Annotated in this window: 14 protein-coding genes; 11 read left to right on the top strand and 3 right to left on the bottom strand. The window is 75.3% G+C overall.

Features of this window, described 5'->3' with window-relative positions; all coding sequences use genetic code 11:
• Positions 1-498 precede the first annotated feature (498 nt).
• From ACA511_RS26030 to ACA511_RS26000, 7 genes are read left to right on the top strand one after another with little or no spacing between them, the layout of a single operon-like run.
• Positions 499-2,811, top strand: coding sequence for a hypothetical protein (locus ACA511_RS26030; protein ID WP_375027225.1), 2,313 nt, complete (start codon positions 499-501; stop codon positions 2,809-2,811).
• The gene (locus ACA511_RS26025; RefSeq protein ID WP_375027224.1) at positions 2,796-12,206 is read left to right on the top strand and encodes a DUF6603 domain-containing protein; all 9,411 of its coding nucleotides are present in this window, start codon (positions 2,796-2,798) and stop codon (positions 12,204-12,206) included. Before ACA511_RS26030 ends, ACA511_RS26025 begins: the two co-directional genes overlap by 16 nt.
• Positions 12,203-13,420, top strand: coding sequence for a hypothetical protein (locus ACA511_RS26020; RefSeq protein ID WP_375027223.1), 1,218 nt, complete (start codon positions 12,203-12,205; stop codon positions 13,418-13,420). Before ACA511_RS26025 ends, ACA511_RS26020 begins: the two co-directional genes overlap by 4 nt.
• On the top strand, positions 13,417-14,181 hold the full coding sequence (locus ACA511_RS26015) for a hypothetical protein (protein WP_375027222.1): 765 nt from the start codon (positions 13,417-13,419) through the stop codon (positions 14,179-14,181). Before ACA511_RS26020 ends, ACA511_RS26015 begins: the two co-directional genes overlap by 4 nt.
• Positions 14,178-19,454, top strand: coding sequence for an RICIN domain-containing protein (locus ACA511_RS26010; protein ID WP_375027221.1), 5,277 nt, complete (start codon positions 14,178-14,180; stop codon positions 19,452-19,454). Before ACA511_RS26015 ends, ACA511_RS26010 begins: the two co-directional genes overlap by 4 nt.
• Positions 19,451-20,101, top strand: a complete 651-nt coding sequence (locus ACA511_RS26005; protein WP_375027220.1) for a hypothetical protein — start codon at positions 19,451-19,453, stop codon at positions 20,099-20,101. Before ACA511_RS26010 ends, ACA511_RS26005 begins: the two co-directional genes overlap by 4 nt.
• On the top strand, positions 20,098-20,985 hold the full coding sequence (locus tag ACA511_RS26000; RefSeq protein WP_375027219.1) for a RimK family alpha-L-glutamate ligase: 888 nt from the start codon (positions 20,098-20,100) through the stop codon (positions 20,983-20,985). Before ACA511_RS26005 ends, ACA511_RS26000 begins: the two co-directional genes overlap by 4 nt.
• A gap of 281 nt (positions 20,986-21,266) precedes the next feature.
• Here the strand turns inward: ACA511_RS26000 and ACA511_RS25995 are convergent, their stop codons facing one another.
• The 3 genes from ACA511_RS25995 to ACA511_RS25985 all read right to left on the bottom strand — a co-directional run bounded on the left by ACA511_RS25995 (position 21,267) and on the right by ACA511_RS25985 (position 22,853).
• The gene (locus tag ACA511_RS25995) at positions 21,267-22,049 is read right to left on the bottom strand and encodes a CbtA family protein (RefSeq protein WP_375027218.1); all 783 of its coding nucleotides are present in this window, start codon (positions 22,047-22,049) and stop codon (positions 21,267-21,269) included.
• A 21-nt stretch (positions 22,050-22,070) separates the two neighbouring features.
• On the bottom strand, positions 22,071-22,289 hold the full coding sequence (locus tag ACA511_RS25990) for a CbtB domain-containing protein (protein ID WP_375027217.1): 219 nt from the start codon (positions 22,287-22,289) through the stop codon (positions 22,071-22,073).
• A 375-nt stretch (positions 22,290-22,664) separates the two neighbouring features.
• A complete protein-coding gene (locus ACA511_RS25985) occupies positions 22,665-22,853 on the bottom strand; it encodes a hypothetical protein (RefSeq protein WP_375027216.1) in 189 nt (62 codons plus the stop codon).
• Positions 22,854-23,248: 395 nt separating this feature from the next.
• On the opposite strand from ACA511_RS25985, the gene ACA511_RS25980 reads away from it, so the two are divergent.
• The 4 genes from ACA511_RS25980 to ACA511_RS25965 all read left to right on the top strand — a co-directional run bounded on the left by ACA511_RS25980 (position 23,249) and on the right by ACA511_RS25965 (position 26,353).
• The gene (locus ACA511_RS25980) at positions 23,249-24,409 is read left to right on the top strand and encodes a YcaO-like family protein (protein WP_375027215.1); all 1,161 of its coding nucleotides are present in this window, start codon (positions 23,249-23,251) and stop codon (positions 24,407-24,409) included.
• 71 nt (positions 24,410-24,480) lie between these two features.
• Entirely contained in the window at positions 24,481-25,071 is a 591-nt protein-coding gene (locus ACA511_RS25975; protein ID WP_375027214.1) for a TfuA-like protein, read from the top strand.
• Positions 25,072-25,505: 434 nt separating this feature from the next.
• Positions 25,506-25,895: a hypothetical protein gene (locus ACA511_RS25970; protein WP_375027213.1), complete on the top strand. Its 390-nt coding sequence runs from the start codon at positions 25,506-25,508 to the stop codon at positions 25,893-25,895.
• Positions 25,896-26,038: 143 nt separating this feature from the next.
• Complete coding sequence (locus ACA511_RS25965; protein WP_375027212.1) at positions 26,039-26,353, top strand: hypothetical protein; 315 nt, start codon at positions 26,039-26,041, stop codon at positions 26,351-26,353.
• Positions 26,354-26,409 lie beyond the last annotated feature (56 nt).

Here is a 26,409-nt window from a genome sequence, read left to right as displayed (position 1 = left end):
GTGCGGCCGGGTGCGTTCCACGTACCCCCTCTCGCTTTGAATGAACGACCGCCGGAGAATTATTGTTCCTAGGACATTCTCCGAGGTAGGAATGGTCTGGCAAGGGCGGAAGGTAAAACCCGTCTTGCCGACCTGCGGAGGGACGCAGACGGGGCCGGTAGGCGTCCCGGACCAGGTGTCCCGGACGTTCTGGGGCCGGTGTCCCGAGTGTCCCGGGCCAATTGCCGGGGACGGGACAGGATTGGCCGTACCTGGCCGAAGAATGACGTGTCAATGCGGGTCCCGGCCGCTCCGATGGCGGTCCCGGGATGTCCCTGAATCGGGGACATGTAAGGGCTGGTTGTACAAAGCGGAAAGCTGTGTTTTGATCAATCCGCTCGGCCCGCCGATGGGATCACGGGGGCCTTCGGTCAGCCATGTGGGGGAAACAATGATCGGACATGCTCTGCGTCAGCCTGCCCGGAATCGTTCCGTGCGCACCTTCGCCCGGGAGGCGGCGTGACTGCCGCGGCCGCCGCGAAACCGGCCCTGAGCAGCGTGAAGAAGGCCGTGGCGGCCAAGCCGCCGGCCCCGCCCGCGCCGCCGCCTCCGCCCAGCGCGGTGGAGTCCAACGTGACGCTGTGGGGCTTCACCCAGCCCAACGGCGCGAAGCTCGCCCAGGCCGCGTGGCCCGCGGTGGTCGACGGCACGCTGGCGGCGACCACGGGAGATCCGGCGGCGGAGGCCGCCGGGCCCCGCCGGCTGTCGGCCTTCCTCGGCCTGGGCGCCAACCTGCGCGGGCTCGCGGCGGCGATCGAGCCGATCGTCAACAAGGGCGCGCTGGACCCCAAGGACGCGCCCGGGGGCGCCACCGACCTCAAGCTCACCCAGAACGAGCTGGAGAAGGCCCTGGCGGTCTATCTCGGCATGAACATCCCCCCGCTCCGTCCGACCGAGTGGAAGGTCGGCCGCCGGGTGATCCTGCCGATCGAGGTGGAGATCGTCCCGCCCGCGGCCCCGACCTGGAAGGTCGGGCGCGCGCAGATGCGCGAATGGGCCCGGCTGAGCAGGCCCGAGGAGGAGGCGGGGCTCCAGCTGACGGTGCGGCTGCCCGTCGAGCCGCTGCCGGTGACGACCGAGGCCGGCCACCGCCCGCTGGAGCTGAAGGCGCAGGTGGCGACGCGGCTGGGCGCGCTGACCAAGCCGGTCGCCAAGCCCGATGAGGTCGCCGCGCTCGGCGCCGAGGTCCGTGCGGGGGTGCTGGTCAACCCGTTCGAGGGGATCTTCTACCAGATCGAGCTGATGCGGCAGCTCCGCCGCGACCGGCCCGAGCTCGAACTGCCCGTCACGCTGGCCGTCCTGTCCGGCTTCTCCGAGCACCAGGCCGCGGTCACCGGCTGGACGATGGGCGGCAACGCGCTGTTCCGCCGGCTCTGGGACGTGCTGCGCCGCAAGGGCGACGGTGTTCCGGCCGCCGACAAGCCCGCGGTGGCCGGCGCGCGCGCCCTGCTCGCCGGAGCGCTCGGCCTGGCCGCCAACGGGACGGCCGCCTGGTACTCGCCGACCGAGCGCGGCCCGTCGGTGCCCCCGGTGGACCTGTTCCTGGCGCCCGCCCAGCTCCAGCGCAAGAGCCCGAACGGCAAGGCCGTCTACCTCACCGTGGTCTACGGCAGGCTCATGGCGGCCGGCGTCCGCGACAACACCGGGAAGTACTACGGCCCGGCGGCGCTGGGCGGCATGGACCTGGTCGACTTCGTCGGGGACGATCCCACGTTCCTCGGCCCGGCCCCCGACTCCACGCTGCTGCAGTGCTGGGACCTGGTCAAGAAGATCGCCCCCAACGAGGGGAAGCTGGACGGCCTGCGGCTGGCCGACGGGGGCATCGTGTCGATCGGCATCCAGCAGTGGACGATCGCCGCCGACGACGAGCTGACCGTCGTGCTGTACCAGTTCATGCGGATGGCGCCGGACCACTTCGACCTGTTCTTCGGCATCCGCGGGATGCAGCTGCGGGTGTGGGGCCTCGCCGACACCACCGAGCCGACACCCGACAAGATCGACGAGGCCAACCCCTACCTGCGCCCGCGGTCCCGGTCCGACACCCCCGAGACCTGGCGCAGCGCGTACGCATCGAGGCCGGCCGGCGACTGGGGCGACGCGGGCACCGGGCCCGCCGACGACGGCGTCCCGAGCCGGGTCAAGCTGGTGTGGCTCAAGTACAGCGCCCCCGGCGGCCCGGCCGAGACGCCCCAGCCGATCAGGTCGGGCGCCGCGCACCGCTGGGCGCTGTTCGGCGGCGTGGAGAACACGGCCAAGCAGGTGATCTTCGACCCGCTGTGGGGCGGCATCTCCCGCCTGGCCGCGCAGACCTCGCGGGAGCTGTGCACCGCGCAGCTCCAGACCGCCGTGTTCCGGTTCCAGCGCCTGTGGAACCAGGTGAACGGCATGTATCCGACCACCGGCGCCCCCGGCGGCAAGCAGTACCCGTTCCGCCGGCTCGTCTCCTCGCAGTTCTTCGCGGCCACCGTGATCGACGCGCACATCAACGTCCCCGGGCTGGTGGCCGACGACCTCGACACGGCGTTCCGCAACACCTACGCCCGCAAGCCGTACACGCTGGTCGGCACCGAGGCCGACGACCACTTCCTGATGCGGATGGCGGTCAACTTCGTGCTCGCCCGGCGCGTGTACAAGAAGAACAAGGACTCCCGGGACCACAACATCGTCGCCCTTCACGACAAACCCGTGATCCCGGCGACCAGCGACAAACCGGCCAGGGATCCCGGCCTGAACGCCACTCCCGGAAGCTTCACGGGGTGGCCCGCGCCGTGATCCCCGACACCTTGACGGCCGAGGCGGGCGCCCTCGGCCGGGCCATCGGCCTGTTCGACGGCCCCTCCGACGACCTGTCCCTCAACACCGCGTTCTTCGCCTCGCCCGCCGAGCACGTCGCGCGGGTGCTGGCCGACCCCGACCAGCGCGACGCCGCGCTGGAGGCCCTCGACCTGCTGCTGCCGCACGCGGCGCTGGAGGAGGAGACCCGGCTGCACCCGCTGGTGGAGCCCACCGGCATCGGCGGCCTCTACCTCGGCGTGACCCGCACCGGCGCAGGCGCCGCCACGCAGATCCTGCTGGACCTGCGGGCCGTCGCCCAGCCCGGCCCCGCCGCGCCCCGCGTCACCGCGACCGTGCCGCTGGTGGCCGTCCGCGGCGGCGCGCTCGCGGTCGTGACCGGCGAGGCCGCCCACCCGGTCGAGCTGGCCGCCGCCGTGCGGCTGCCCGGCGACGGCGCCCGGCTGACCGCGTCGCTGTCGATGGCCGGGACCGGTCCCGGCGGCGCCGCGGCGCGGTTCCGGGTCCGGTTCCGTCCGGGGCCGGCCTCGACGCTGCCGCCGCTGGACCTGGACCCGATCGCCGTTCCCGCGGGCCTGGCGCAGCTCGCCGCCGCCCTGGTCGACGCGCTGCTGTCGGCGGCCGACCAGCCGGCGCAGGTGCGCGCCCTGGCCGGCCATCTGACCGGGCTGCTCGGCCTGTCCGACGGGCTGCCGGCGCTGCCGCTGGCCGACCTGGTCCACGACCCGGCCGCGATGCGCGGCTGGCTGGCCGGGCTGGCCGGCTCGACCCTGGCCGACGGCCGGTCGGCGCTGGTGGCCTGGCTGCGGCACATCGCCGGGCTGCTGGGCGACCTGCCGATGTCCGCGCCCGCCGCGGGCGCTCCCACCGAGGAGCAGCCCGCGGTGCTGCGGCTGACCGCGCCGGGCCCCGGCCCGGCGGTGTCGGCCCGGGTGTGGCTGCGTCCCGCGCCCGACAGCGGCACCCCGGTGCTGGTCGTGGCGCTGTCCGCCGAGTTCGCCGTCGCGGCGGCCGACGCGGTCGTCTCCGGCGAGGGCGTCCTGCTGGCGCTGCCGCTGCACGGCACCGGCTCCGCCGTGCTCGCCGAGCGCGCCGAGGTGACCGTGCGCCGGGCGGCGGCGTCCGGTCCGCTCGTCCCCGCCGGCCCCGCGACCCACGGGTTCGGGGTGGGCTCGCTGCGGGCCGGGCTGCGCTACGACGCCTCCGGGCTCGGCCCGGTGCTGGAGTTGCGCGACGTCGTCACCCCCGACCACGTGTTCCCCCGCCTGGACCTGACCGACGCGTCCTCGCTCGGCAGCGCCGCGGCCGCCGCGCTGGAGGACGCGCTGGAGGACGGCCTCGGCGCCGCCGGGCCGTTCGCCGGCGCGGTCCGGACGCTGCTGGGCCTGGCCACGACCCCCGGCACCGACATCGGCGGACTGGCCACCGCGCCGACCCGCGCGCTGGCCGCCTACTACCGGGAGTTGCGGCAGACCGCCGACGGCTGGCGCCGCCTGCTCGCCGCGATCGGCGGGCTGCTCGGCTCGGGCCGCCCCGGCGACCTGGCGCCGGTGACCGGCGCGGGCTCCGCCGCCGATCCGTGGGTCCTGCCGCTCGGCTGGTGGCCCGGCGGCACCGCCGCGACCGGCGGCTTCGCCCTCGCCCTGTGGGACGAGGGGACCGCCGGCGCGCCCCGCCCGCACCTCGGGCTGCGGCTGCGCGTCGCGTCCGCCGCGCAGGCCGCCACCGCATGGGCGGTGTCGGCGCAGGCCGCGCTGCTGGCCGCCGACCTGGCGCCCGAGGGCGGCGGCGTCCGCTGGCTGGGCGGCGTCCGCGCCGACCTGGCCGTCACCCCGCCCGGCGAGGAGCTGGACGGCGACCTCGGCCTGGCCACCGGCGACCTGCGCGCCTTCGCCGCGTGGACGCCCGGCACGCCCCTCACCGCGCAGGCGACCCTGGAGGACGTGCGGCTGACCGTCGCGGGCGAGCAGCTCGACCTGGGCACGCTGCGGCTGCCGGCCGGCGCCGACGCCTCCAGCGGCACATTCGGCCTGGCCGTCAGCCCCGCCCAGGCGATGGACGTGCTGCGCGCCGTCGTCGCCCGCGCGGCCGCCTCCTGGGGCGGCCCCGGCGCCGGGCTGCTGCCGTCGATCCTGGGCATGGGCCGCTCGGCGCGGCTGCCCGAGGGCGCCCCGGCGATCGAGCCGCCCGACCCCGGCGACGCCGGCTCCCTGCTGGAGCGGCCGCTGGAGGCGCTGCGCTCCTGGGCCGCCGCCCTGGTCTCCGCGCAGGCGGGCGTCACCGCCGCGGGCCTGCCCTACCTGTCCGAGGCCCGGTGGCCGCTGCAGGCGTTCCTCACCGACCGGGTGGGCCTGTTCGAGGACGTCGGCGCGGCGGGCCCCGCCCCGGCGGGCCACGGCACAGCCGCCGACCCCTGGACCGTGCCGCTCCAGCCGCACGACCGGCCCGCCGCCGAACTGCTCACCTGGACGCTGCCCGGCGGACCGCCCCCGGAATGGGCCGAGGCGGTGACCGCGCGCCTGGAGAGCGAGGCGCTCGACAAGAGCGACATGGACTATGTGACCGACCTCGCCGCCGACCTCGGGGCGTTCGTCGGCGAGGGCACCGCCGCGCTCGCCTCCGGTGCCGAGGCGGACGCGTCGCTGCGGCTGCTGCGCGAGCTGTTCAGCGTGGGCGACGGTGTCGTCCCGGCGGACGCGGCCGGGCAGGCGTGGCCCGTCCGCGCGGCGCACCACATGCTGCCCCGGTCCCGCGACGCGATCGGCGGCGTGCTCGGCACGGTGCGCTCGCTGACCGCGGGTCTGGGGACCGTGCCGTGGTCGATCGTGCTGGTCGCCCCCTCGTTCGCCGGGGACGACTGCTGGTCCGACCTGGTCGCCGCGGCCACCGGGCCCGGCGGTCCGCTGCCCGCGTCCGCCGCGGTCGCGACCGTCGACCTGCGCGGCGTCCCCGACCCGCTGCACGCCGACCTGAGCACCATCGGCGCGGCGCCGGTGTACATCGTGCGGCTGGGGGAGAAGGACGAGCACGACGCCGTCCACCAGGCCGCGCAGCTCCGCCGCGTCCTGGACCGGATCGCGGTCGCGCGGCCCGGCGGACGCACGGTGCTGGTCGCCCACTCGGTCGCGGGCGTCGCGGCCCGCAGGCTCGTCGCCGACCTGGCCGCCCAGCCCGCCACCCCGGTGCTCGGGCTGGTCACGCTCGGCACCCCCGTCAGGCCGGTGGACGTCACGGCGCTGACCGGTCCCGACGTCCGCAACGCCGCCCGGCTCGTCCGCGGAGCCGTGCCGTACGGCCTGGGCGCCCCGGCCGCGGACGACATGCTCGCGTTCCTGGCCCCCACGCAGGAAGACCTGAACCCGTACGGGAGGGAGCTGCCCGCCGCGACCGTCGCGGTGGAGGGGCCCGGGCTGTTGCCCGCCGCCCGGTTCGCCGCCGTCCCGGCGACACCGCCCGACGTCGGCGCCACGCACCTGCTGGCCATCACCGGCGGGCTGCCCGGCGACACCTTGGCGACGATACTCGCCGGTGAGGTCGCCCTGGCCGCGTCAGCGACCGGCGGTGAGGTCACCCACCTGGCCCACGGGGTGCGGATCGGGCTGCCCAAGCCCACCGGGCCGGCCGGCGCGGTCTCCGTCGAGACCGACGTGCGGCTGGACCTCGGCCGGGTCCAGGTCGTGGTCGGCGCGCAAGAGCCGCCGGCGCCGCGGGCCGGCCTGGTCGCCCGGGTCCGGCTGGCCCGCGCAGGCGGGCCGCTGCTGGACACCGAGACCGGCGCCGTCCCCGAGACGGGGGCGCGGATCGGGACGCTGGAGGCCACCGTCACGGTGCCCGGCGACTCGGGCGCGCCGGTGCTGGACGTCGTGCTCCGCGACGCCGCCCTCGGCGGCCGCTGGTCGCACGCCGCGGGCCTGGACGACCCGCGCACCGCGCCGCTGCTGGCCCGCCTCATCGACGCGCTCGGCCGGGAGGACCCGGCCGGCGGCGAGCTGGCCGCGTTCCTGAACCTGCTCGCCGACCTCGGCCTGACCGGCGCCGGCGGGACGGGCAAGGTGCTGATCGCCGACGCGTTCGCCGCGCTGGCCGCCGACCCCGGCGCCTACCTGGGGCCCCGGCTGGTCCCGCTGCTGGACCGCGGCGCCGGCCTGTACGGCCTGGTCCGCGACGCCGGCGCGGCGGCCGGGGCAGGGCCGTGGCGCTGGCGCTCCCCGGACCTGCCGGTCGAGCTGGTCGTCACCCCCGACCCGTGGCGGGTCGCGGTCCGCACCACCGGCGCCGGGCTGGCCACCGCGGCCGGCGGCCGGTTCCGCGGCGACGGCGAGGTCGAGCTCGGCGGCGCGGCGACCGCGGACTGCGCCCTGTCCCTGGCCGGCCTCGGGCTGGACCGGGGGCCGACGGGCGCGCCCCGCCTGCGCGCGCCGTGGCTGGACGAGCCGCTGCCGCTGGACGCCGGGCCCGCCGAGCTGCGCGCCGCGCTGGCCTCGCTGGTGCCGCGCCTGATCGCCGACGTCTGCCTGACCGGCCTGCTCGAACGGGTCATCGGCGGGTTCGGCCCGGCCGCCGCGCTGTCGCGGCTGCTGCACGACCCGGCGGGCTGGCTGCTGGACAACCTGCTGGGCGGCGGCGCGTCGGGAACGCCCGACCCGGCGGCGCTGAACGGGGTCCTGGCCGACCTCGCCGACGCCGCCGGCCTGGCCCGCGACGCGGCCCGGCCGCTGATGCTGCCCGGCGGCCTGACCGTGCGGGCCGACGCGGCTCCGGCCGGCGGGACCAGGGTCTCCCTGGCCACCGGCTCGCCCGTCGCGATCGGCGGGACCACCCTGGCGCTGTCGGCGGCGGTCACCGTCGCCGGCCGGCACGCCGCCGTCGACGGCGCCCTGGAGGTGGACCTGCCGCTGCCGGGCAGCTGGGGGAGCGTCCGCGTCACCGCCGGGCACGGCCCCGACGGCCCGGTGCTGGCCTTCACCCTCTCCGGGGCGGAGACCACCGTCCACCTGCTGCCCGCCGTCGAGGGGGTCGCCGAGCTCGTCGCGGCGCAGGCCGCGCGCCTGCTGCCCGAGGTGCTGGACGGCCTGACCGCCGCGGCGGCGTCGCCCGCGCCCTCCCCGCTGCTGTCGGACGCCCTCGCCGTCGCCGCGGCGCTGGGCGTCTACGACCCCGCCGCGGGCCCCGGGCACGGCTTCGCCGCCCGGGGCGACCGGCTCGCCCGGCTGGTCCGGGCGGCGCCGGGTTCCCCGGACGGCGTCACCGCCGCCGGGGTGAGCGCCACCGCCACCCTGCTGGGACGGCTGCTCGGCGACGTCGTCTCCTCGCCCGCGCCAGGCGCGCTGCGGCTGTCCACCCCCGTCCTGGGCGGGAACCTCGTCCTCGACGCCGTCGCCGTCCCCGGCTCGGCCCAGCCCGCCCTGCTGCTCGGGCTGACCGGACTGAACCTCCAGACGCCGGCCGGCGGGCAGGTCGGCGCCGGGGTCACCGCCGACGTGACGGTCGGCCGCTCCGGCACGGCCTGCACCGCCGCCGCCCGGCTCGCGACCCGCCTGGACACCGGCGCCGGGATCGTGCTGACGCCCCGGCTGGACCTGTCGGCGGGCTCGGACGGAGGGCTGCGCGTCACCCTGCGCCCGCTCGGCGACGACCGGGTCGTCGTCGCGCTCGCCCCCGTCCCGGCGGCGATCACCGCCGCCGACGCGGCCCGGCTCGCCCAGGCGTGGGTCGTCCCGCTGGCGGCCCGGCTGATGATGCGGGCGGCAGACACCTGGCTGTCGCGCCCCCTGTGGGACGGTCCCACCGGCAAGAACACCCGGGACCTGCTGCGCGCGGCCAAGGTCGTGGACGACCAGGACCGGCTGCTGCCGCTGCCCGGCCCGGCGGCCGCGCTGCGGGACCTGCTCGGCGTGCTGGACGGCGTCGCCGTCCCGCTGCCGGGCGGCCTGGGGCTCGGCCTGGCCCGCTCCGGCGCCCTGCTGGGGCTGCGCCTCACCGGCCGGACCGAGATCACCGCCGGGGAGTACCGGGTCGAGCTGCACGCGGGCCTGCCCGCCGGAACGGGCATCGCCTGGCCGGCGGCGGAGAACGGCGTGACGCTGATGCTGCTGGACACCGCCGGGACGGCGCCGGGCCTGGCCCCCGCGCTGCGGTTCGGCGGGGTCGGCGCGACCGTGCGGCGCCGCGACGGCGCCGCCGTCATCGACGCGGGCGGCGTCCGCCTCGGCCACGCGTCCGGCTTCGTCCGCGCCGAGGTCGGGCTGCCGGTCGGCGGGACCCCGCGCCGCTCCACCACCGCGGGCTCGCTGGGGGCGGCGGCCGTGCTCGGCGGGCTGGGCCTGCCGCTGCTGACGGCCCCGGGCCCCGCGAACGACCCGGTGTCGGGCGGGATCCTGGCGCCCGGGACCGGCGACGGCACCCCGGCCAACCCGCCGATCGACGTGGTGGTCGCCTCCGGCCCGACCGGGCCGCAGGTCGTGCTGAACGGCACCGACGCCGCCGAGCCGCGCTGGCTCCCGGTGCAGAAGTCGTTCGGCCCGCTGCACCTGGACCAGCTCGGCCTGGCCCACCGCAAGCTCACCGGCCCCGAGCACGCCGGCCATCCCGACGCCGTCGCGCTGTTCTTCGACGGCAGCCTCGCCCTGGCCGGCATGTCGATCAAACCGGACGGGCTGCGGCTGCTGGTCCCGCTGGACGACCTGGCCGAGCCCGGCGAGTGGGAGATCGGCCTGGACGGCCTGGCGGTCTCGCTGGACCTGCCCTCGGTGCGGGTCGCCGGCGGGCTCACCCGGACGGTGGCCGACGGCGTCGCCGAGTACACCGGGGAACTGTCGGTCGACGTGGCGGGCCGCGGGTTCACCGCGATCGGCGGCTACTCCAGGGCCGCCGACGGCGTCACCTCGCTGTTCGTGTTCGTCGCGCTGCCGTTCGCGCTGGGCGGCCCGCCCTACCTGTTCGTCGAGGGCCTGGCGGGCGGCGTCGGCTACAACCGGGCGCTGGTGGTCCCCACCGACCCGATCGCCGCCGCGTCCTTCCCGCTGGTGCAGGCGGTCCAGGAGGGCGGCGTCGGGCAGCCCCGCGACCCCGACTCGCAGCTCGCCGCGCTGCGCAAGGTCGCCCCGGCCCGCCGGGGCAGCCACTGGGTCGCGGCGGGCGTGCGGTTCTCCAGCTTCGAGCTGGTGCACACCAGCGCGGTCGCCTACGCCGCCCTCGACCGCGGCTTCCAGGTCGGCCTGCTCGGCGTCTCGCGCATGGTGCTGCCGATGGCCGGGCCGGCCATCGCCAACGTCGAGCTCGCGATCAACGCCCGGTTCGACTCCACCGAGAGCCTGCTGTCCATCCGCGCCCAGCTCACCGACAACTCCTGGCTGCTGTCGCGCGACTGCCAGCTGACCGGCGGCTTCGCGTTCGTCATCTGGTTCCGCGAACGCCGGTTCGTGCTGACCATCGGCGGCTACTCGCCGTGGTTCGACCCCGAGGGCTTCCCGGTGGTGCCGCGCGTCGGCATCCGCTGGGCGGTCTCCAAGCAGGTCTCGGTCAAGGGCGAGGCGTACTTCGCCGTCGTGCCCGGGTTCATGATGTTCGGCGGCCGGATCGAGGCCGCCTACAACACCGACATCGTCCGGCTGTGGTTCACCGCGTGGCTGGACGTCCTCCTCGGCTGGGACCCGTTCTACTACCGCGTCGACATGGGCGTGGAGGTCGGCGCGACGTTCCGGCTGCGGGTGTGCTTCATCGCCTGCGTGACGATCCGGGTCAGCGTCAGCCTGGGCGTGTCGCTCCAGATCGAGGGGCCGCCGCTGCACGGCCGCGCCCGGGTCGACGTGGCGGTCGCCTCCGTGACGGTGCACATCGGCGACCCGGCGCCGCCCCCGCCGGCGTACCTGACCTGGCTGGCGTTCAGCCGCCGCTACCTGGCCGGGCCCACCGGCCCGGCGGTGGTGGCGGTCTCGGCGGGCGCCGCGGCCGACACCGGCCCGGCCGCGACCGGCGCGAACCCGCCCGACGGGTCGCAGGCCGCGCCGTGGCCGATCCAGGCGGCGGCGCGGCTGCGCACCGAGAGCCGCATCCCGGCGACGCGCGCCAAGGCGGGCGAGACCGCGGTCCCGCTCACCGGCGTCACCGTCGGCGGGCCCGCCCCGCTGCACCCGACGCCGTGCGGGAACAAGGTCCTGCCGTACTTCCGCGTCACCCACCAGGTCGCGGTCACCGGATCGGACGGCGCCGCGCCGAACTCGATGGTGGTGACGCCGCGGCAGGGCGGCTTCCAGGCGGCGCTGTGGCAGCCCGCCCCCGCCCCCGGCGACCAGCCGCAGGACGTGGACGGCCTGCCCGCGCTCGGCGGCGTCGACCTGGACTTCATCACCACCGCCACCGGCGCCCCGGTGACGGTCCGGCCGGAGATCACCGCCGTCAGCACCCCGCTGCCGTTCGGGGCGCCCGCCGGAGGCGGCCGGGCGGCCGCGGCCCTCGCCGCCGAACCGGCGCCGCCCCGGACCCGCCGCGCGCCGGACGCTCCGGGGCCGAGGCTGATCGGAGTGGTGCACCGCGGCGGTCGCCGGGTGACCAGGCCCGCACCGGCCCCCTCGGCCGCGCTCGCCGCGACCGGCGACGCCGTCACGCTCGCCCCCGGGGCGGGGTACCTGTGGCGCGTCTCCGCCGGGGAGCGCGCGGGGCTGGCCGTCGAGGGCGGCCGGGCGCGGATGGTGTGCGTGTCCGGGTCCGGGCACGTGCTGGCGGACCGCGTCGTGGACGCCGCGGCCGAGGCGTTCACCCCGCCGGAGGGCACCTCGCACGTCATGGTCGGCGACGTGGCGGGCCTGCCCGCCGGGGCCCCGGGCTGGCACGTCGGGACGCCCGTCGTCCAGGTGCTGCCGGGTGTGGCGCTGGCCGGGCGGGCGACGCTGCTGCCGGACGGCCCGGTGCCGATGCCCGCCGCGCCCGACCAGGTCGTCCTGCTCAGCGCCGGGGACCTGCTGCGGAACCGGGGCGGCTGCCGGACGCTGCTGCCGCCGGCCACCACGGTCGTGCAGGTCCTGGTGGAGCGCGCCGACGGCGCCGCCGGGGACGCCGCCGACCTGGCCGGGGCCGTCGCCGTCGACGGCCGCACCGTCCGCGGCGAGGCGCTGCGCACCGCCTCGGGGATGGGCCTGCTCGTCCAGGTGCCGCCCCGCGACGACGGCGCGGACCTGCCGGTGCGGGTGGATCTGGAACTGCCCGGCGGCTGGTCCGCGGTCGCGGTGCACGCGGTCGCGCAGCGCGAAGACGAGGACGAGGCGGCCGAGGCGGCCGAGGCGGCCGACGAAGGGGCCGGCCGAGCGCTCGCCGCGGCCGGGACGCGGCCCGCCGTGGTGCGCTGGGCCGCCGACAACGACGGGGGACGGAAATGACCGAACTGGAACCGGGACGGATCGACTTCTACGACGGAGTCGCCCCCGGACTGCGCGACGACACCTACCGGGTCCGGGTGACCACCACCGTCGAGCACAGCGCCACCGCCGACCACGCGGGCGCGCAGCCGCTGGAGGTGTTCACCGAGGACCGGTGGGTCAAGGTGGCCGGGGGGAGGTACCGGCTCGACCCGAGTGAGATCCTGTCGGTGTACCCGCCGCCCGACTCGGCAGGGGCCTACACCGCCACGCTGGGGCACGTGGTGCTGCGCCGCCGCACCCTGCCCTGGGAGAAGACGGTGGCGCCGTCCACCGGCACCCCGTGGCTGGCGCTGCTGCTCCTGGACGTGAACGAGGCCGTCGTCGACCGCAACGCGGCCGCGCCGGACGGCACCCGCTGCACCGCGGTGTCGATGAGCGCGGACGTGGCCCGGGCCGCGCTGCCCCTGCGGGCCGAGGTGCCGCTGCTGTGCCACGCCCGCCACGTCGCCCCCGGCGGCCCGGACACCGCCCGCGACGACGACGGATGGGTCGCGGTGGTGATGACCGGCCGCCTCCCGGTCGCCGGGCGCGCCTACAACATGTGCCTGGTCTCGCTGGCCGACCACGGCGCCGTCCTGGACCGGGGCAGCGTCCCGGCGACCGTCACCCTGCCGGTGCTGCACGACTGGACCTTCAAGTCCGGCGGCTCGGGCACCTTCCAGAAGGTCGCGGCGGGCGTCGCCCAGAACGCGGCCGCGTTCGGCCTGTCCGCCGGGCGCCCCGCCCGCCTCGACCACACCCGCCGGGACGGGACGCCGGGCGTCGCCCTGTACCGGGGCCCGATCGCGGGCGTCGCCGACGCGCCGGCCGCGGCCGCCGAGGGCGAGACGGACGTCAGCCTGCCGACCGCCCGCACGCTCGGCCGGCTGCTGGCCGCCGCCGACCGGTCCCTGGTCCGCGAGCTGAGCGAGTGGCGCCGCCGCGACCTGATGTCGGGCCTCGGCCCGCCCGCGTTCGCGGCCGGATCCACCCCGGGCGACGTCGCGGCCGAGACGGTGGCGCGCCTGTCGGGTGCGACCGCCGACCCGTGGGGCGTCCCCGACCGCGTCCGCCGCCTGCACGCCCTGCGCGCCGGCGCGCCCGCCCCGGCGGAGCCGCCCGGCGCGGACGGCGGCCCGCCCGACGGCGCGATCCCGCAGGACGCCGGAACCGCGGCGGAGGGACGGTCATGAGCGAGGCAGGGCGCGCGGCGCTCCGGCGGGGCATGGCGGCGGCCGAGGCGCTGAGCGCCAGCGAGCCGCCGCCGGCCGTCACCGAGGCCATCGACCGGTACCACCGGCTGATGGGCATCCCGTTCGACCACATCGTCCCCGACCCGGCCCTGCTGCCCGAGGAGTCGGTCCGCTTCTTCATCGTGGACGGCGAGTGGCTGGAGGCGCTGACCGAGGGCGTGCTGAGCGTCGGCGGGACGGGCAGCCGGGCGAGCGCGCTCGCCGCCCGGCACACCGAGCTGTACCGGAGCAGGATGCGGACCGCCGCCGCCTCGGGGCCGGTCGCGGGGATGCTGCTGCGCTCCACCCTGGTGGCGCAGTGGCCGACGGCGCAGGTCCTGGCGTTCGCCGATCCGGTGCCGCCGCGCGACGCCAAGCCCGCCGGGCTCCACCCGATCGTGCCGCTGCGGTTCGAGGCGCTGGCGCCGACGCTGCTGCTGGTGCTGTGGCCGCGGGTGCCGTCCGCGGTCTGGATCGAGGAACCGCACCGCGAACTGGGCCACGGCTTCCACGTCGATCCGCAGAGCGGGGGGCTGGTCGTCCCGCCGGCGCCGAACACGTCCGGGGCGAACGTCCCGGTCCGGATGCGCGCGCCCCAGACCGTCGACATCGTCAGGCTGGCCGCCGATGTCGCCGGGCAGCCGGGCCGGGGCGGCAGGGCCGGCTCGGGACCGCTCGCCGCCGCGCTGCTGAGCCGTCCGTACCGGCAGGTCTTCGAATGAGCGGCAACGCAGGACGCCACACCCCGGGGGAGAACGTGTACGAATCACAGCCGGTGCTCACCACGGCAGCCGCGCCCGACGCCGCCTCATGGCTGCTGGTCCCGGTCGCACTGGACGTGCTGGCCCTGCGCGCCGGCGACGGCGCGGCGCAGTGGGCCGACACCGCCATGCGCGAGCCCGTCCCCGGCGGCGACGCGGTCCAGATGCTCCAGGCGGGCCCGTTCACCGACCGGGCGGCGCCCCGCGCCACCGGCGCCTACCTGCACTGGGCGGTCCCCGACGCGCTCACCCACGCCGAGCAGGCGCCGCCCACCGGCGGCGAACCGGGGCCGGTGTCCTTCCCCGCCCTGCCCGAGCGGTGGCTGGTGGCCAGGCTGTCGGCCAAGGCGGGCCCCAGGCCCCGCGCCGTCCGCGCCTGGATCCTGGACGCCGCCGGAGCCGCGCCCGGCACCCCGCCCACGGTGACCCCGCTGGAGCAGTGGACCGCGCCCGCGCCCGGCGCGGTGCCCGCCAAGCCCCTCACCGCGCTCGGCCACGGCGACTTCGGCTGGGCGGCGTACTACGACAACGTCGAGGGCAGGCTCGGTTTCCACGACCCCCTCACCGACGCCGAGGGGCCCGTCGCCTACCTGGTCTGCGGCTGGTACGCCCACCCCGAGCTCGACCCCCTCCGCCGCGCCGGCCCCGCGGGCTGGAAGGCGTTCACCGACCACCTCGCCGACCAGCGCTGGCGGCTGCCGGGGGACCAGTACAACGGCCTGGCGCCCACGCCCACCGGCCTCATCATGCACGGCGCCGCCGTGTCGATCGGCTGGCCCGGCACCGGCTGGAACGGCGACCTGGGCGGCGTCCTGTCCGCGGAGACCGACTACCGGCCCGACCCGGAGGCGATCCGGCTGGCGCTCGCCGAGTCGCTGGTGGACGCCCTGGCCGCGCTGTCGGCCGGGGACGGCGGCGAGACCGACCGGCTGACCGCCGTCCGCGCGTTCCTCGCCCAGGCCGACGGCGAGGCCGCCGGCGCCACCGGCGGCGGCGCCGGCCCCGACGGGGAGTCCCGGCTGACCGCCGCGCTGCACGCGATGCGGTTCGGCGCCGCCCCGGACGTCCCGCACCAGGAGACCATCTGGCAGGCCGCCGACCCCCGGCCGGCCGCCGAACCCGCCGCGTCGGCGGCCGCGGGCGCCACCGTGGCCGGGCAGTTCGTCGGCGTCGAGCGGGCCCGGCCCCGGCTGTTCGAGGCCGCCGACCCGGTGCTGGTCGTGCAGGGCGGCGGCCGCAGCTTCAAGCACGGCGGCGACGGCCGGTTCGAGGGCGACGCCCGCCTCACCGTCCGGCTCGGCGGGCAGACGGTCGCCAGCCTCGGCGCCGCCGCAGACGGCGGCGGCGGCGCGCCCGCCGGGCGGCTGGACGGGAGCGTCCTGCGTACCGGCGTCCCTGCGCTGTGCCAGGACCTGCTGGTCGAGCTGGCCGCGCTGGACCCCGGCTCGGCCCCGCCGCCGGTCGGCGCCGAGCGGCCCCCCGCCCTGGCCCGCACCGACTGGTGGGCGACCTGGGACCCCTCGGTGCCCCCGGCGGCGGGCGGCGGCGCGCTGCCCTCACCGGTCGCGGTCACCCCGCCCGCGCGTCCGTGGAACCCGCTGCACGCCGACTGGGAGCTGCGCTACGAGCCGCTCGCCGCGACCGGCTGGCGGCTCGGCGACACCGACCTGGAAGGGGCGCCGCCGCCCGCGGTGGCCGAACCCGCCAGGACGTTCCGGGGCCGCGCGCCGCTGGCCGCCGGCCCCGCGTCCGTGCTGGCCGGCGCGACCCTGCGCGCCCAGCGCAGGGCCGCCGCCACCGGACTCGCCGGCCCCGCCGCCGCGCCCGCCGACGTCGAGCTGCTCGACCTGCTCGGCGGCCGCCTGGACGGCCTGATGAGCATGCTGCGCGGCGAGCGGCAGGGCGACCTGGTCGGCGGCGACACCCGCCCGCCGCTGCTCACCCCCGCCCCGCCGCTGCGCGCGGGCCGCACGAAGCTGACCCGGCTGCGGCTGGTGGACACCTACGGCCAGGTCGTCGAGACGGCCTCGGGCGCCCGCTCCACCGGGCCGGCGGCGCTCGTGCCGCCGTCCGCGGCCGCCGCCGACGACCCGGGCACCCTCGTCCTGGCGCCCCGCTTCACCGCACCGGCCCGGGTGACCCTGCGCTACGTCGCCGCCGACGGCCGCACCGGCGCCGGCGGCGCCACCGTCGAGGCCGACGACGCCATCAGCCCCGTCGCCGGGTTCCTCATGCCCGACTTCGTGGACGGCTCGGCGGAGTTCTTCGACCCCGCCGGAGGCGGCCTGGGCCGGCTGCGCGCCGACGGCACCGGCGCGACCGTCTGGGAGGACGACCCCGCCCGGCCCGGCCGCCCCGGCCGGCTGGGCGCCGACCCGGCCGACGCGATCGGGCACCCGGCGCTGGCCGGGCTCGCCTCCGGCGTCGTCGACGCCGACCGGCGCGGCGGCCCCTACGACCCGACGGCGCTGTCGTCGCTGCTCAAGGTCATCGACACGACCTGGTGGACGATCGACTTCACCGGCGAGGCCGGCGAGGAGCACCTCGCCATGCTGCTCGGTCACCCCGTCGCGGTGCTGCGCGCCGAGCTGCTGGTCGAGGTCGACGACCCGGCCGCCGACCCCGCCCTCGGCGGCGTCCCGGTCGAGGTGGCGCTGGGCGCCCTGGACCGGTTCGAGGACGGCCTGGTCGGCTACCTGGCCGGCGGCGACCCCGGCACCCTGCGGGTCATCGACCCGGCCGTGCTGGAGGCCGCCCGCGAGTCCGGCGACCCGCTGGCCGAACGGTACGTCACCGGCGACCCGCTGATCGTGCGGCCCGGCGTCCCGGTGCCGCTGACGCTGCTGGTGGCGCCCAACTGCCAGGTCCACGTGCGGACCGGGCTGCTGCCCGCCAAGGCCGTCGGCATGCGCCGCTCCTGGGTGGCCGAGCCGCTGGCGAAGATGACGCCGACGTTCCGGCACGGCCCGGTCCTGGCCGACGCCGAGCACCGCCGGCTGCCGCTGCCCGCCGACGTGCACGGCACCTGGACGTGGCTGCACCGCGCCGACCCCTACACGTGGGCCGCCGACGAGGTGACGGTGCTGCCGCCCGGCGGCGCCGGCGCCGCCGAGGGCAGCCCGCCGGTCCGGGCGCCCCGCGTCGAGGAGGGCTGGCTGCGGCTGGGCCTGGTCGACGCGAGCTGGGAGCAGTACGCCGTCCGCGTGGACGTCGAGGCGGTCAGCCAGGTGCCGCGGACCGTGCCGGGCAGCGCGATCAAGCGCATCGGCGGCTCCAACGGCGGCCGGTCCTGGTCGCTGAGCGCCCAGAACACCATGGAGCTGATCCGCAGCGGCCGGTTCGACTTCTGGATGCAGCCCCGCGTCAACGGCCACCCGGCCGGGATGCCGCAGGGCGACGCCCGTCAGATCCGCGTCGTCACCGACGCCGAGGGCCGCCCCGCCCTGACCACCACCACCGCGGGCGACCTCGGCGACCCGCTGCTGACCCTCCCCGAGACGGGCATCCCGGAGATCAGGATCTTCGACCCGGCCAACCCCGCCACCTACGAGCCGAAGGACGGGTACCGCCGCTACACCCTGGCCGCCCGGCACAACGGCCAGTACGCCGACGTCAGCGGCGGCGCCCACGTCGTCGACCCCTACGCCCCGATCATCACCTGGCCGCTGCACGGCGGCGCCAACCAGCAGTGGGCGTTCCGGTGGCACGACCACGCGCACTTCACGATCGCCGCCTGGAACAGCGGGCTGCTGATGACCGCGGGCCCCCTGGAGAGGCCCGACCTGTCCGCGGTGTTCCAGGCCCCGCCGCCGCAGCCGGGCGCGCCCGCCGCCACCCAGCTCTGGCAGCCGGTCTCCACCGGCGACGGCCACGTGGTCGTCTACCTCAAGGGCACCACCCGGTGCCTGACCGTCGACGGCGGGCCCGAATGGGCGGAGAACGGCCCGAGGACGGTGGCCACCGAGTACCAGGGGCTGCCCAACCAGCAGTGGAAGGTCCGCCCGGTCGACATCGACACCCCGCTCTTCGACGCCACCGCGACCTCGGTCACCGTGCCGCAGACCATGTACACCTCCCAGGTGGAGACCCTGACGGTGCGGTACCGCAACACCGGCAACAGCGCGTGGCGGCCCGAGGCCGGGCACGCCCTGCTGCCCGCGGGCGGGTTCGTCCAGCTCGTCTACATCAAGGCGAACTCCAGCACCGAGCGCCTGACGGCCATCCCCGTGCCCTCGGTGGTGCAGCCAGGCCAGGAGGTGACGATCACCTTCCCGGCGGCCGCGGGGACCAGCCCCGCCACGCTCACCGGCTCGTTCCGGATGGGCAAGGCGACCATGGTCGGCGGCGTCCCCGGCGGCGTCACCGAGACCTGGGGCCAGCCGACCCCGGACCGGACGATCACCGTCGCGCAGGTCACCGGCACCCAGCTGTCGGCCACGGTCGCGCTGTCCATGCCGCCCGGCACGATCGTCGCCGGGGACAGCCCGTACGTGTGGTTCACCCTCCAGAACACCGGTACCGCCCCCTGGTACTGGGAGATGAACCACCGGATGATCAATTTGCACGGCGCGTCGGGCGACCCGCTGCGCCCGACCGACATGTCCCTGAGCACGAACCCCGTGCGGCCGGGGCAGACCGCCAGCGCCGGGGCGCAGCTCCACCCCGACGCCCCGGGCACCTACCAGCTGCGGATGCAGATGGCGCAGGCCACGCCCTTCGGCGCCATGTCGCCGTCCTACTCGGTGGTCATCGCGGGCATGGTCGACGCGACGCAGGGCGACGGCGCGGCCCTGCCGGCCACCTGGGTCCAGGGGTACGCGGCGTCCATCCGGGCCGTGCTGAACGTCGCGGCGCCGCGCGCGGTGCCGGTCACCGTCCGGCTGGGGGACGGCACCGTGTGGGGCACGACCTCCGTGCCCAAGGGCTCCACCGTCTCGCCGGGCGTCGCGCTGAACCTCCCGGTCGGCCGGCACACGGTCATCGTGCTCTGCGCGACACAGGTGATCACCAAGGAGGTCCTCGTGCTGGCCCCCAAGGAGACCGAGAAGCCCGACATCGAGAAGATCGACCCGGACAAGGTCGCCTTCAAGGAGAAGGACCGCGAGTTCCCGCTGACCGAGGACGCCGGATCCGGCGCCCCCGCCGACGGGTCCGGCGCCACCCCGTGGATCTCCGCGGACGACCGTCCCGACGTCGGCGGCCACCTCTACGACGACGGGACCGAGAGCGGTTGATCGTCGTCGTCTCCGGGAGCGGCCACCGCCCGGCCCGGCCCCTGCTGCGGGGGCTGGGCCGGGCGCGGCTCGTGACCCCCCGCGCCCTCGCCGGCCCCGGCACCCGCTGCGACCCGGCCGACCTGCCCGCCGCCACCCTCGGCACCCGCCGGGGAACGCTGGCCGCCCGCGACGTCACCGCCGTGCTGGCGTGCCTGCCCGCGGTCACCCCGTGGGACCTGCCGCACATCGCCGGACCCGAACGGAGCTTCGTCGCGGCCGAGCTCACGGCGCTGCTCGCGCTCTGGCTCCAGGCCCCGGGGCTCGTCGTCAACCGCCCGGTGCCCGGTTCGCTGTGCGGACGCGGCCTGGACCCGGGCGACGTTCGCTGGGCCGCGGCGGCGGCGGGCCTGCCCGTCGCGGCCCGCGCCAGGGCCGACACCCGCCTCACCCTGGTCGGCGACCGGATCCTGCCCCGCGCCGACCCGGCCGCCGCGGAACTGGTTCGCGCCCTCGCCAAGGCCCTGGACGCCACGGTCCTGTGCGTGCGCCTGGCCCGCGGACCCGACCGCGGCTGGTGCGTCCACGGCGTGGAGCCCTGGTGGCAGGCCGCGGACGGCGAGGTCACCGCCGCCCTCGCCGCCCTGATCGCGGAAGGGGCGCGATGATCCTGCTCTGGGGGCACCCGGAAGAACGCCCCTTCGCCCGGGTCCTGGGGGCCCTGCGCGCACGCGGCGCCGACCCGCTCGTCCTGGATCAGCGCCGGCCGATGGCCGTGGCGTCCGGCACCGTGCGCACCGCGGGCGCCTCGTGGGACCTCGCCCGCGTGACGGCGGCGTACCTGCGCCCCTACGACGCGGCACGGCTGCCCGCCGTCACCAGGTCCCCGGCGCGTACGGCCCTGACCCGGCACGCCCGCCGCGCCGCTCCCGCCCTGTGCGCCTGGGCCGACCACGCGCCCGCCCTGGTGGTCAACCGCCCGTCGGCGTCGGCGACCAACGCCGCCAAGGCATGCCAGGGCCTGCTGATCGAGGCGGCCGGTTTCGCGGTGCCGCCCAGCCTGGTCACCGACGACGCCGAGGCCCTCGCCGAGTTCGCCGGCGAGCACGGGGCGGTCGTGGTGAAGCCCGGCAGCGGCATCCGCGCCCGCGTCGCGCTCGCCGACGTCCACGACGCCGACAGGATGGCGCGCCTGGCCGCCTGCCCCACGTTCTTCCAGCGCCACATCCCGGGCGAGGACGTACGCGTCCACGTCGTCGGCGACCGGACCTTCGCGGTCCGGCTCGCCTCCGACGCCGTCGACTACCGAGTCCGCGGCGCGGCCCTGACGCAGAGCGCGGCCGAGTTGCCCGGCGACCTCCCCGAACGCTGCGTGGCCCTCGCCCGGGCCCTCGGACTGGTCGTCGCCGGCATCGACCTGCGCATGACGCCGGAGGGCGACTGGTTCTGCTTCGAGGCCAATCCGGCCCCCGCCTTCACCTTCTTCGCAGGAGCCGACCAGGTGGCCGAAGCCATAGCCGACCTGCTCCACGCCCACCACCCGAGTCCGTAGATCGAGTGAGTGCTCCGGGAGTACACGCTCCCAGCTGTAGGGGTCTCGCGGACGAGGATGTCCCGAGCGATAGAACGGCACCATCCCGACGTCGACGTCCACTACGAAGACCATGGAAGCGGCCGGCCGGTGGTGTCGCCCCACGGCTGTCCGCTCGACCTGAACTCCTGGGAACGGCAGGCGAGGGACCTGCTCGCCAGCGGAAGACCTCCCGGTGTCGGTGGAGTCGGTGAGACTCCACCGCGCCAGGAGGTCCTCTTGCTGATCGACACCGAGTTCGGCTACCTCGCCTCGCTCGTGGCCATCGCGGAATGTGCGCCGCTCGTGCCGATGACCCGGGCCGCGAGCGCGCCGAATACCAGCCCGAGGACGGTCCAGATGATGGCGGTCGTGGCGAGAGAGGCCAGCCGGAACCGCCAGAGCACGGTGGCGGGGTAGTCGGCCGGCACCTCGTGGAAACCGGGTAGCGCGACAGAGGCGATGGCCACCAGCAGCAGGAACACGCCGCCGCCGGCGAGGGTGGCGTTCCACGACCCGAGACGGGCGGTCAGGCGGCGTGCCGTCTGGGTCGCGATGACCACCGCGATGATGCTGACGGTGATCAGGGCCAGGTAGGAGACCGTCCGGCTTCCGATGGTGTCCTCGTGACCGACTGCGGGCGGGTTCGCCGGATACTTCATGAACGGCACCAGCCCCACGAGGACGAATCCCGCACCCGCGAGCAGTGCCGAGATGGGACGAGCCGTCAGCCTGCCCGCGCGTCCGTGGAGTCCGGCGAAGACCAGGGCGAAGATGCCGCCGATCGCGATGCCGAAGAGCGCGAGCGCGACGGACAGCCCGAGGGTCTCCTGCACACCGCGGGACACGGCCGATTCGGCGGCCTCGTGTACATGCGGGCTTGCTCCGGCGACGTGCGAGTGCGCGGCGCCGGCCTGGTCATGGCCGTCCTCGTAGCTGATGGCGTCGCGGATCGCCGGTTCGCCGACGAACCAGGCGAACACGGTGGCCACCATGCCCGCGATGAGCCCGGCCAGCATGCCTCGGATGAGAAGTGCTCTGATCACTGCGCCCTCCTGGGCGGGCCATCAGTGGCAGGGGGATCCGACGAGGTGGCGACCGTCGTGCATGAACTCGTGAATGGCCGATCCGTTGAACAGCGCGGTGGCGCCCTGCTCCGCTCCTACGAAGTAGAGGAGGGTGAGGCCGAGGATGATCGCGAACAGCGCCCACGGGACGATCTCTCGCAGCGGTAGCCGAATGGGAGCGGGTCGGGTAGAGGTCGCGGGGGGCACCAGATTGGCCATGCATTCTCTCCTTCTCGATCCTGCCATCCGCACTGGAAATGATCTTCCGGATGCCGGCGAACTTCATGCTTATTCGGACTCTAACACGGCTTCGCTTGGGCGGTCACGACCCCAGTGAAGATCTTTGAATGCGGCACTCGGGCTTCCGTGACATCGACTGCATTGAGTCGCCGGGAATGAGAGTTGCATTTATCAACTCTCGGCCTTGTGGCGAAGTCGCGGCCGTGCGGGGCCGAATCAAGGTAGTCCTGGATGGCGCCGGTTCGGTCGCAGGTCTTCCTCGATCCGGCCCTGCACGGCATCGCCGATGCGGTCGAGCGCCGAAGTGGTCGGTCGGCGCGGCCCACGGTGCGGGGATCGGTGTTGGGGCGAGCGCTATGGGAGCTGCGCGACGCCCGGTTCGCTCACGGTGGAGTGGTCGTGGGCGGCCGCGGGGGCGACGAGCCCCTCGGCGAGCCTGGCGTTCAGATACGAGGCGGCGGCCTCGCTCAGTGGGATGCCCGTGCCGCTTTCGCGGCCGCCGTCCGCCGGGCGGTCGAGCCGGGCTTCCGCAGCGCTGTTCATGGCGCACTCCTGTTCATCGCAGTGAGCCGCGTCCGCAGTACCTGTGCCGGTCCGCTCTGGAGAGACGCGACCGATTGGTGCCTCAAAAGGCTAACACGCCCACTTGCGGCGGAACAGCCTCGCAAACATGCTGGAGTGCCATCACTATTACCTTGTAGTAAGGGCGGAGTGTGTGATCTCCTTGAGCGCGTGATCCGATGGCGTACGCGGCATTGCCGTCGCGTTTCGGATTTCGGTAACGACGCTCATGTCAATTCTGCCCGCCCGAATTATGATCACTCGGTGCAGTAGGACAGGGGTTTCCGGATCTGTTCATGACGGGATGCATGGTGCCGGCTCTCAGCAGCAGTCTTCGCGCAGTCCCAGCGGCAGAGACCGCGAGACGTGCGTGGCACGTGGCCCGCCGGCTCGGCGTGACGCGCTGTGCCGACACGACCTGGCTCGACCGGGTGGGCATTCCGGTCTACTCGGCGACCAGGCCGGACGCGGCGGCCGTCATCGTCACCGCGGGCAAGGGCGGGACATCGGACGAGGCGCGGGCCGGCGCTCTGATGGAGGCCGTCGAACTCGCGGTGGCGGAACGGTCGGCGGCGGAAGCGGACCGGCGGGGCGACATCCTGCGGCTCACCGCGCGTCAGGCGGTGGACCAGGGCGCCCCCAGCGTCGGAAGCCTGTGCCCGGCCCTGGGCGAGGAACTCGACCCCGACCGGGAATTCGCCTGGGTTCGGACGACCGAAGCGATTTCGAGTGGCGAGCTTCTCGTCCCGGCGGAACTGGTCTTCCATCCCTGCCCGCCTCAGCTGGCGGCCGGCGTCTGGGGGTCCACGACCACCGGGCTGGCGTCCGGCAACAGTCCCGACGAGGCGGTCCTGCACGGGCTGTGCGAAGTCATCGAGCGCGACACCTTGTCATTCGAAACGATTCGGTCGCATTCACTTCTAGTGAGCTCCGCCCGGCTGCCCGCTGTGCCGGCGATGATGAGGGACCGAATTCAGAAGGCCGGCCTCAAGGTATGGCTTCGCCTCGTTCCCAACCCCTTCGGCCCCTGCTTCTCCTGCCTGATCGCGGACGACGACCTGGCCTCACCGCTCGCGTGCAACGGGGGTTACGGCTTCCATCCGGTGGCGTCGATAGCCGCGGCCCGTGCGCTCTGTGAGGCCGCCCAGTCCCGGCTGACATATATCCAGGGCGCACGTGACGACCTGGAGGCGACGGCCGAGTTCATCGACTCCTTCACCGCGGAAAAACAGCGCGCCTACCGCGCCGAACTGGTGGCCGGCTTTGCCCGTGATGATCGTACGATAGATTTCGCAGACATTCCCACCGCCCAGGCGACATCGATTGCGGAACTCCTTGCGGAGTTGCTTGGGCGCTGCCGGGAGCATGGATTCGATCAAGTGGGGGTCTATCGATACCCGCCATTGGCGCGTCCGTTCTCGGTGGTCCGAGTGACCGTGCCCTTCGCGGAGCACTTCACGCAGGCCACACGGCGGGTCGGGGTGCGACTCGCGGAGATGGCCGACATGGTCCTGGACGAGAGCACACGCCGATCATGAGTTCCACCAGCTATACGTTCCTCGGACCGACTGCTTACGGGTTGGATCGCGATCGGTTCGAGGGGCCGGGAATGGTCGTCCTGCCCCCGGTGCGGCGCGGTGACGTCGCCGCGCTCATCGAGGGAACGAACGCGGAGCCCGGTGATCTCGTCATTGTGGACGGTCGCTTCGGTGACGTACTCGCGGTGGGCCACCGCGAGATCCTCGCCGCGCTGGACGCCGGCTGGCGGGTCTGGGGCCTGGCGTCCATGGGCGCGATACGCGCGGCGGAACTCTCCAGTCACGGGATGCGGGGGTTCGGGGTCGTGTACCGGCGCTTCGCCGACCAGATGATCCCGGACGACGAGGTCGCGGTCCTGCACGGGCCGGCGCCGGATTACCGGCCGCTCAGCGAAGCCATGATCGACCTCAGATCGTTCCTCGGCCATCTGGCCGGCAGGGGGATTCTCCAGCCGCAGCAGGCGGACGAGGTGGCGGCCTTGCTGGCGAGCCGGTGGTTCGGGGAGCGCACCACGGCCGTCCTCGTGGAACTGTGCGGCCAGGTGGCCGGCCCCCACGTCATGCCCGGCGTCCGGGAAGCACTCCAGTCGTTGGCGCGCCATCGCGTGAAAAGTGCCGACCTGCTGGGATTCTTCCATGCGGAGTCGTGGCGGTGGAGCTGACCGCGAGAGCCCCCGCACGGCCGCGCGCCACCGGCCTGGCCGCGATGCCCGGACGGTGAACACGGCCTCCCGTCCGCACCCTCGGCTCTTCTCGGGGTTAAAGCGAAACTCACGAGTTCAACAAGGCTCAATGGGGACCTTTACCGTCTTCTGGAGTCAGGTGACGGACTCTTGTGTCAAAAGACGTCATGCAGCGCTCGGTGGCGGGTAGCAGCCCGACATCGAACTTCGCGGTCCTTCCTGCCTCCAGCTCACGGGTGACCGGAAGTTGTCCACAAGTCTTGTCTCGGGGAGAGTTGTTTGCCGATCTGGGGTCAGGCACGAGTCGGGTGGTGCCCCGACGAGCGTGTCAACGACAGGAACATGGTGCGCGGTCTTCCGGTCCCGGAGAAAAGCGGGCCCCGCGTGCCACTGCGAAGCCGCTTGGCGGCGGGATGACCGCCGAGGTGGTGGCGGAGCCGGGTGCGCCGCCGCCGAGATGCACCATCACCGTGTGCCGGGGCTGCTGCTGCGGTACTGATCGGAGAAATCCGGGAGTCGACCACGACCGGCTGGAGCGACGCCTCCGCCTCCAATTGGCGCGCGATGTCCGGCTTCGGTACACCGACTGCCTCGGGCCGTGCACTCAGGCGAACGTCATCGTCGTCAACCCGTCCGCGAAGGGCCGGGCGGCCGGCGGCCGGGCGGCGTGGCTCGGGCGCATCCTCGACGTGGACGCGGTCGACGACATCACGACCTGGGCCAACGCGGGCGGCCCGGGAGTGGCGAATCCTCCGGCGACACTGGACCTGTATTCATTCAAGCCGGCCAAGCACGGCCATTGAGACGTATGTCGATGGCTGAGGCGACCGGCTCCAGCGCGGCAGCGTACGGCAAAATCTCTCTGGTGGTTATCGACGACTCGGGAAGGGCATGAGGAGATCACTTCAAGAGGGAAGTCGAATCAACGCGAAAAGGGAGTGAGTTGATGTCGGGCTTCGAGAAAAGACTGGCCTGCGTTATCGGTGCCGATGGCGGAGTCGTCCGCGGTTACCTGGTGGAGGGCTGCGCCTTCGACGGCGTCAACGAATACGTCATCGACTGGGGGGTGCCGCTGTCCGGCGGGGACGCCAAGACCAACTTCGCCGCGACGATCGGCAGCGCCGAGGGCGAGGCGGTGGAGCCGGGTCTGATCACCGTCGGCCTGGGCGAGGGGCAGAATCAGTTGAGGGTGCGCACTTACACCCCGGACGGGACCGCCGCTCCCCGCTCCTTCCATATCGCCTGCTTCAGGGACCAGTGAGTCCGGTTGAACTGGCCGGCCCGTACCCTGTCGCCTCTTCCGGGCAAGTCAAATTT

Source organism: Actinomadura sp. GTD37 (genome assembly GCF_041951365.1).
Taxonomy (GTDB): Bacteria; Actinomycetota; Actinomycetes; order Streptosporangiales; family Streptosporangiaceae; genus Spirillospora.
Note: the sequence above shows the minus strand (reverse complement) of the source record. Positions and strands in the feature narration are given on the sequence as shown.

Excerpts from the sequence above, each read along its gene's own strand:
- ACA511_RS26015 (WP_375027222.1), top strand. The coding sequence starts at position 13,417 with ATGAGCGAGGCAGGGCGCGCGGCGCTCCGGCGGGGCATGGCGGCGGCC.
- ACA511_RS25990 (WP_375027217.1), bottom strand. The coding sequence starts at position 22,289 with ATGGCCAATCTGGTGCCCCCCGCGACCTCTACCCGACCCGCTCCCATT.
- ACA511_RS26000 (WP_375027219.1), top strand. The coding sequence starts at position 20,098 with ATGATCCTGCTCTGGGGGCACCCGGAAGAACGCCCCTTCGCCCGGGTC.
- ACA511_RS25975 (WP_375027214.1), top strand. The coding sequence starts at position 24,481 with ATGGTCGTCCTGCCCCCGGTGCGGCGCGGTGACGTCGCCGCGCTCATC.
- ACA511_RS25965 (WP_375027212.1), top strand. The coding sequence starts at position 26,039 with ATGTCGGGCTTCGAGAAAAGACTGGCCTGCGTTATCGGTGCCGATGGC.
- ACA511_RS25970 (WP_375027213.1), top strand. The coding sequence starts at position 25,506 with ATGACCGCCGAGGTGGTGGCGGAGCCGGGTGCGCCGCCGCCGAGATGC.
- ACA511_RS26010 (WP_375027221.1), top strand. The coding sequence starts at position 14,178 with ATGAGCGGCAACGCAGGACGCCACACCCCGGGGGAGAACGTGTACGAA.
- ACA511_RS25985 (WP_375027216.1), bottom strand. The coding sequence starts at position 22,853 with ATGAACAGCGCTGCGGAAGCCCGGCTCGACCGCCCGGCGGACGGCGGC.
- ACA511_RS26020 (WP_375027223.1), top strand. The coding sequence starts at position 12,203 with ATGACCGAACTGGAACCGGGACGGATCGACTTCTACGACGGAGTCGCC.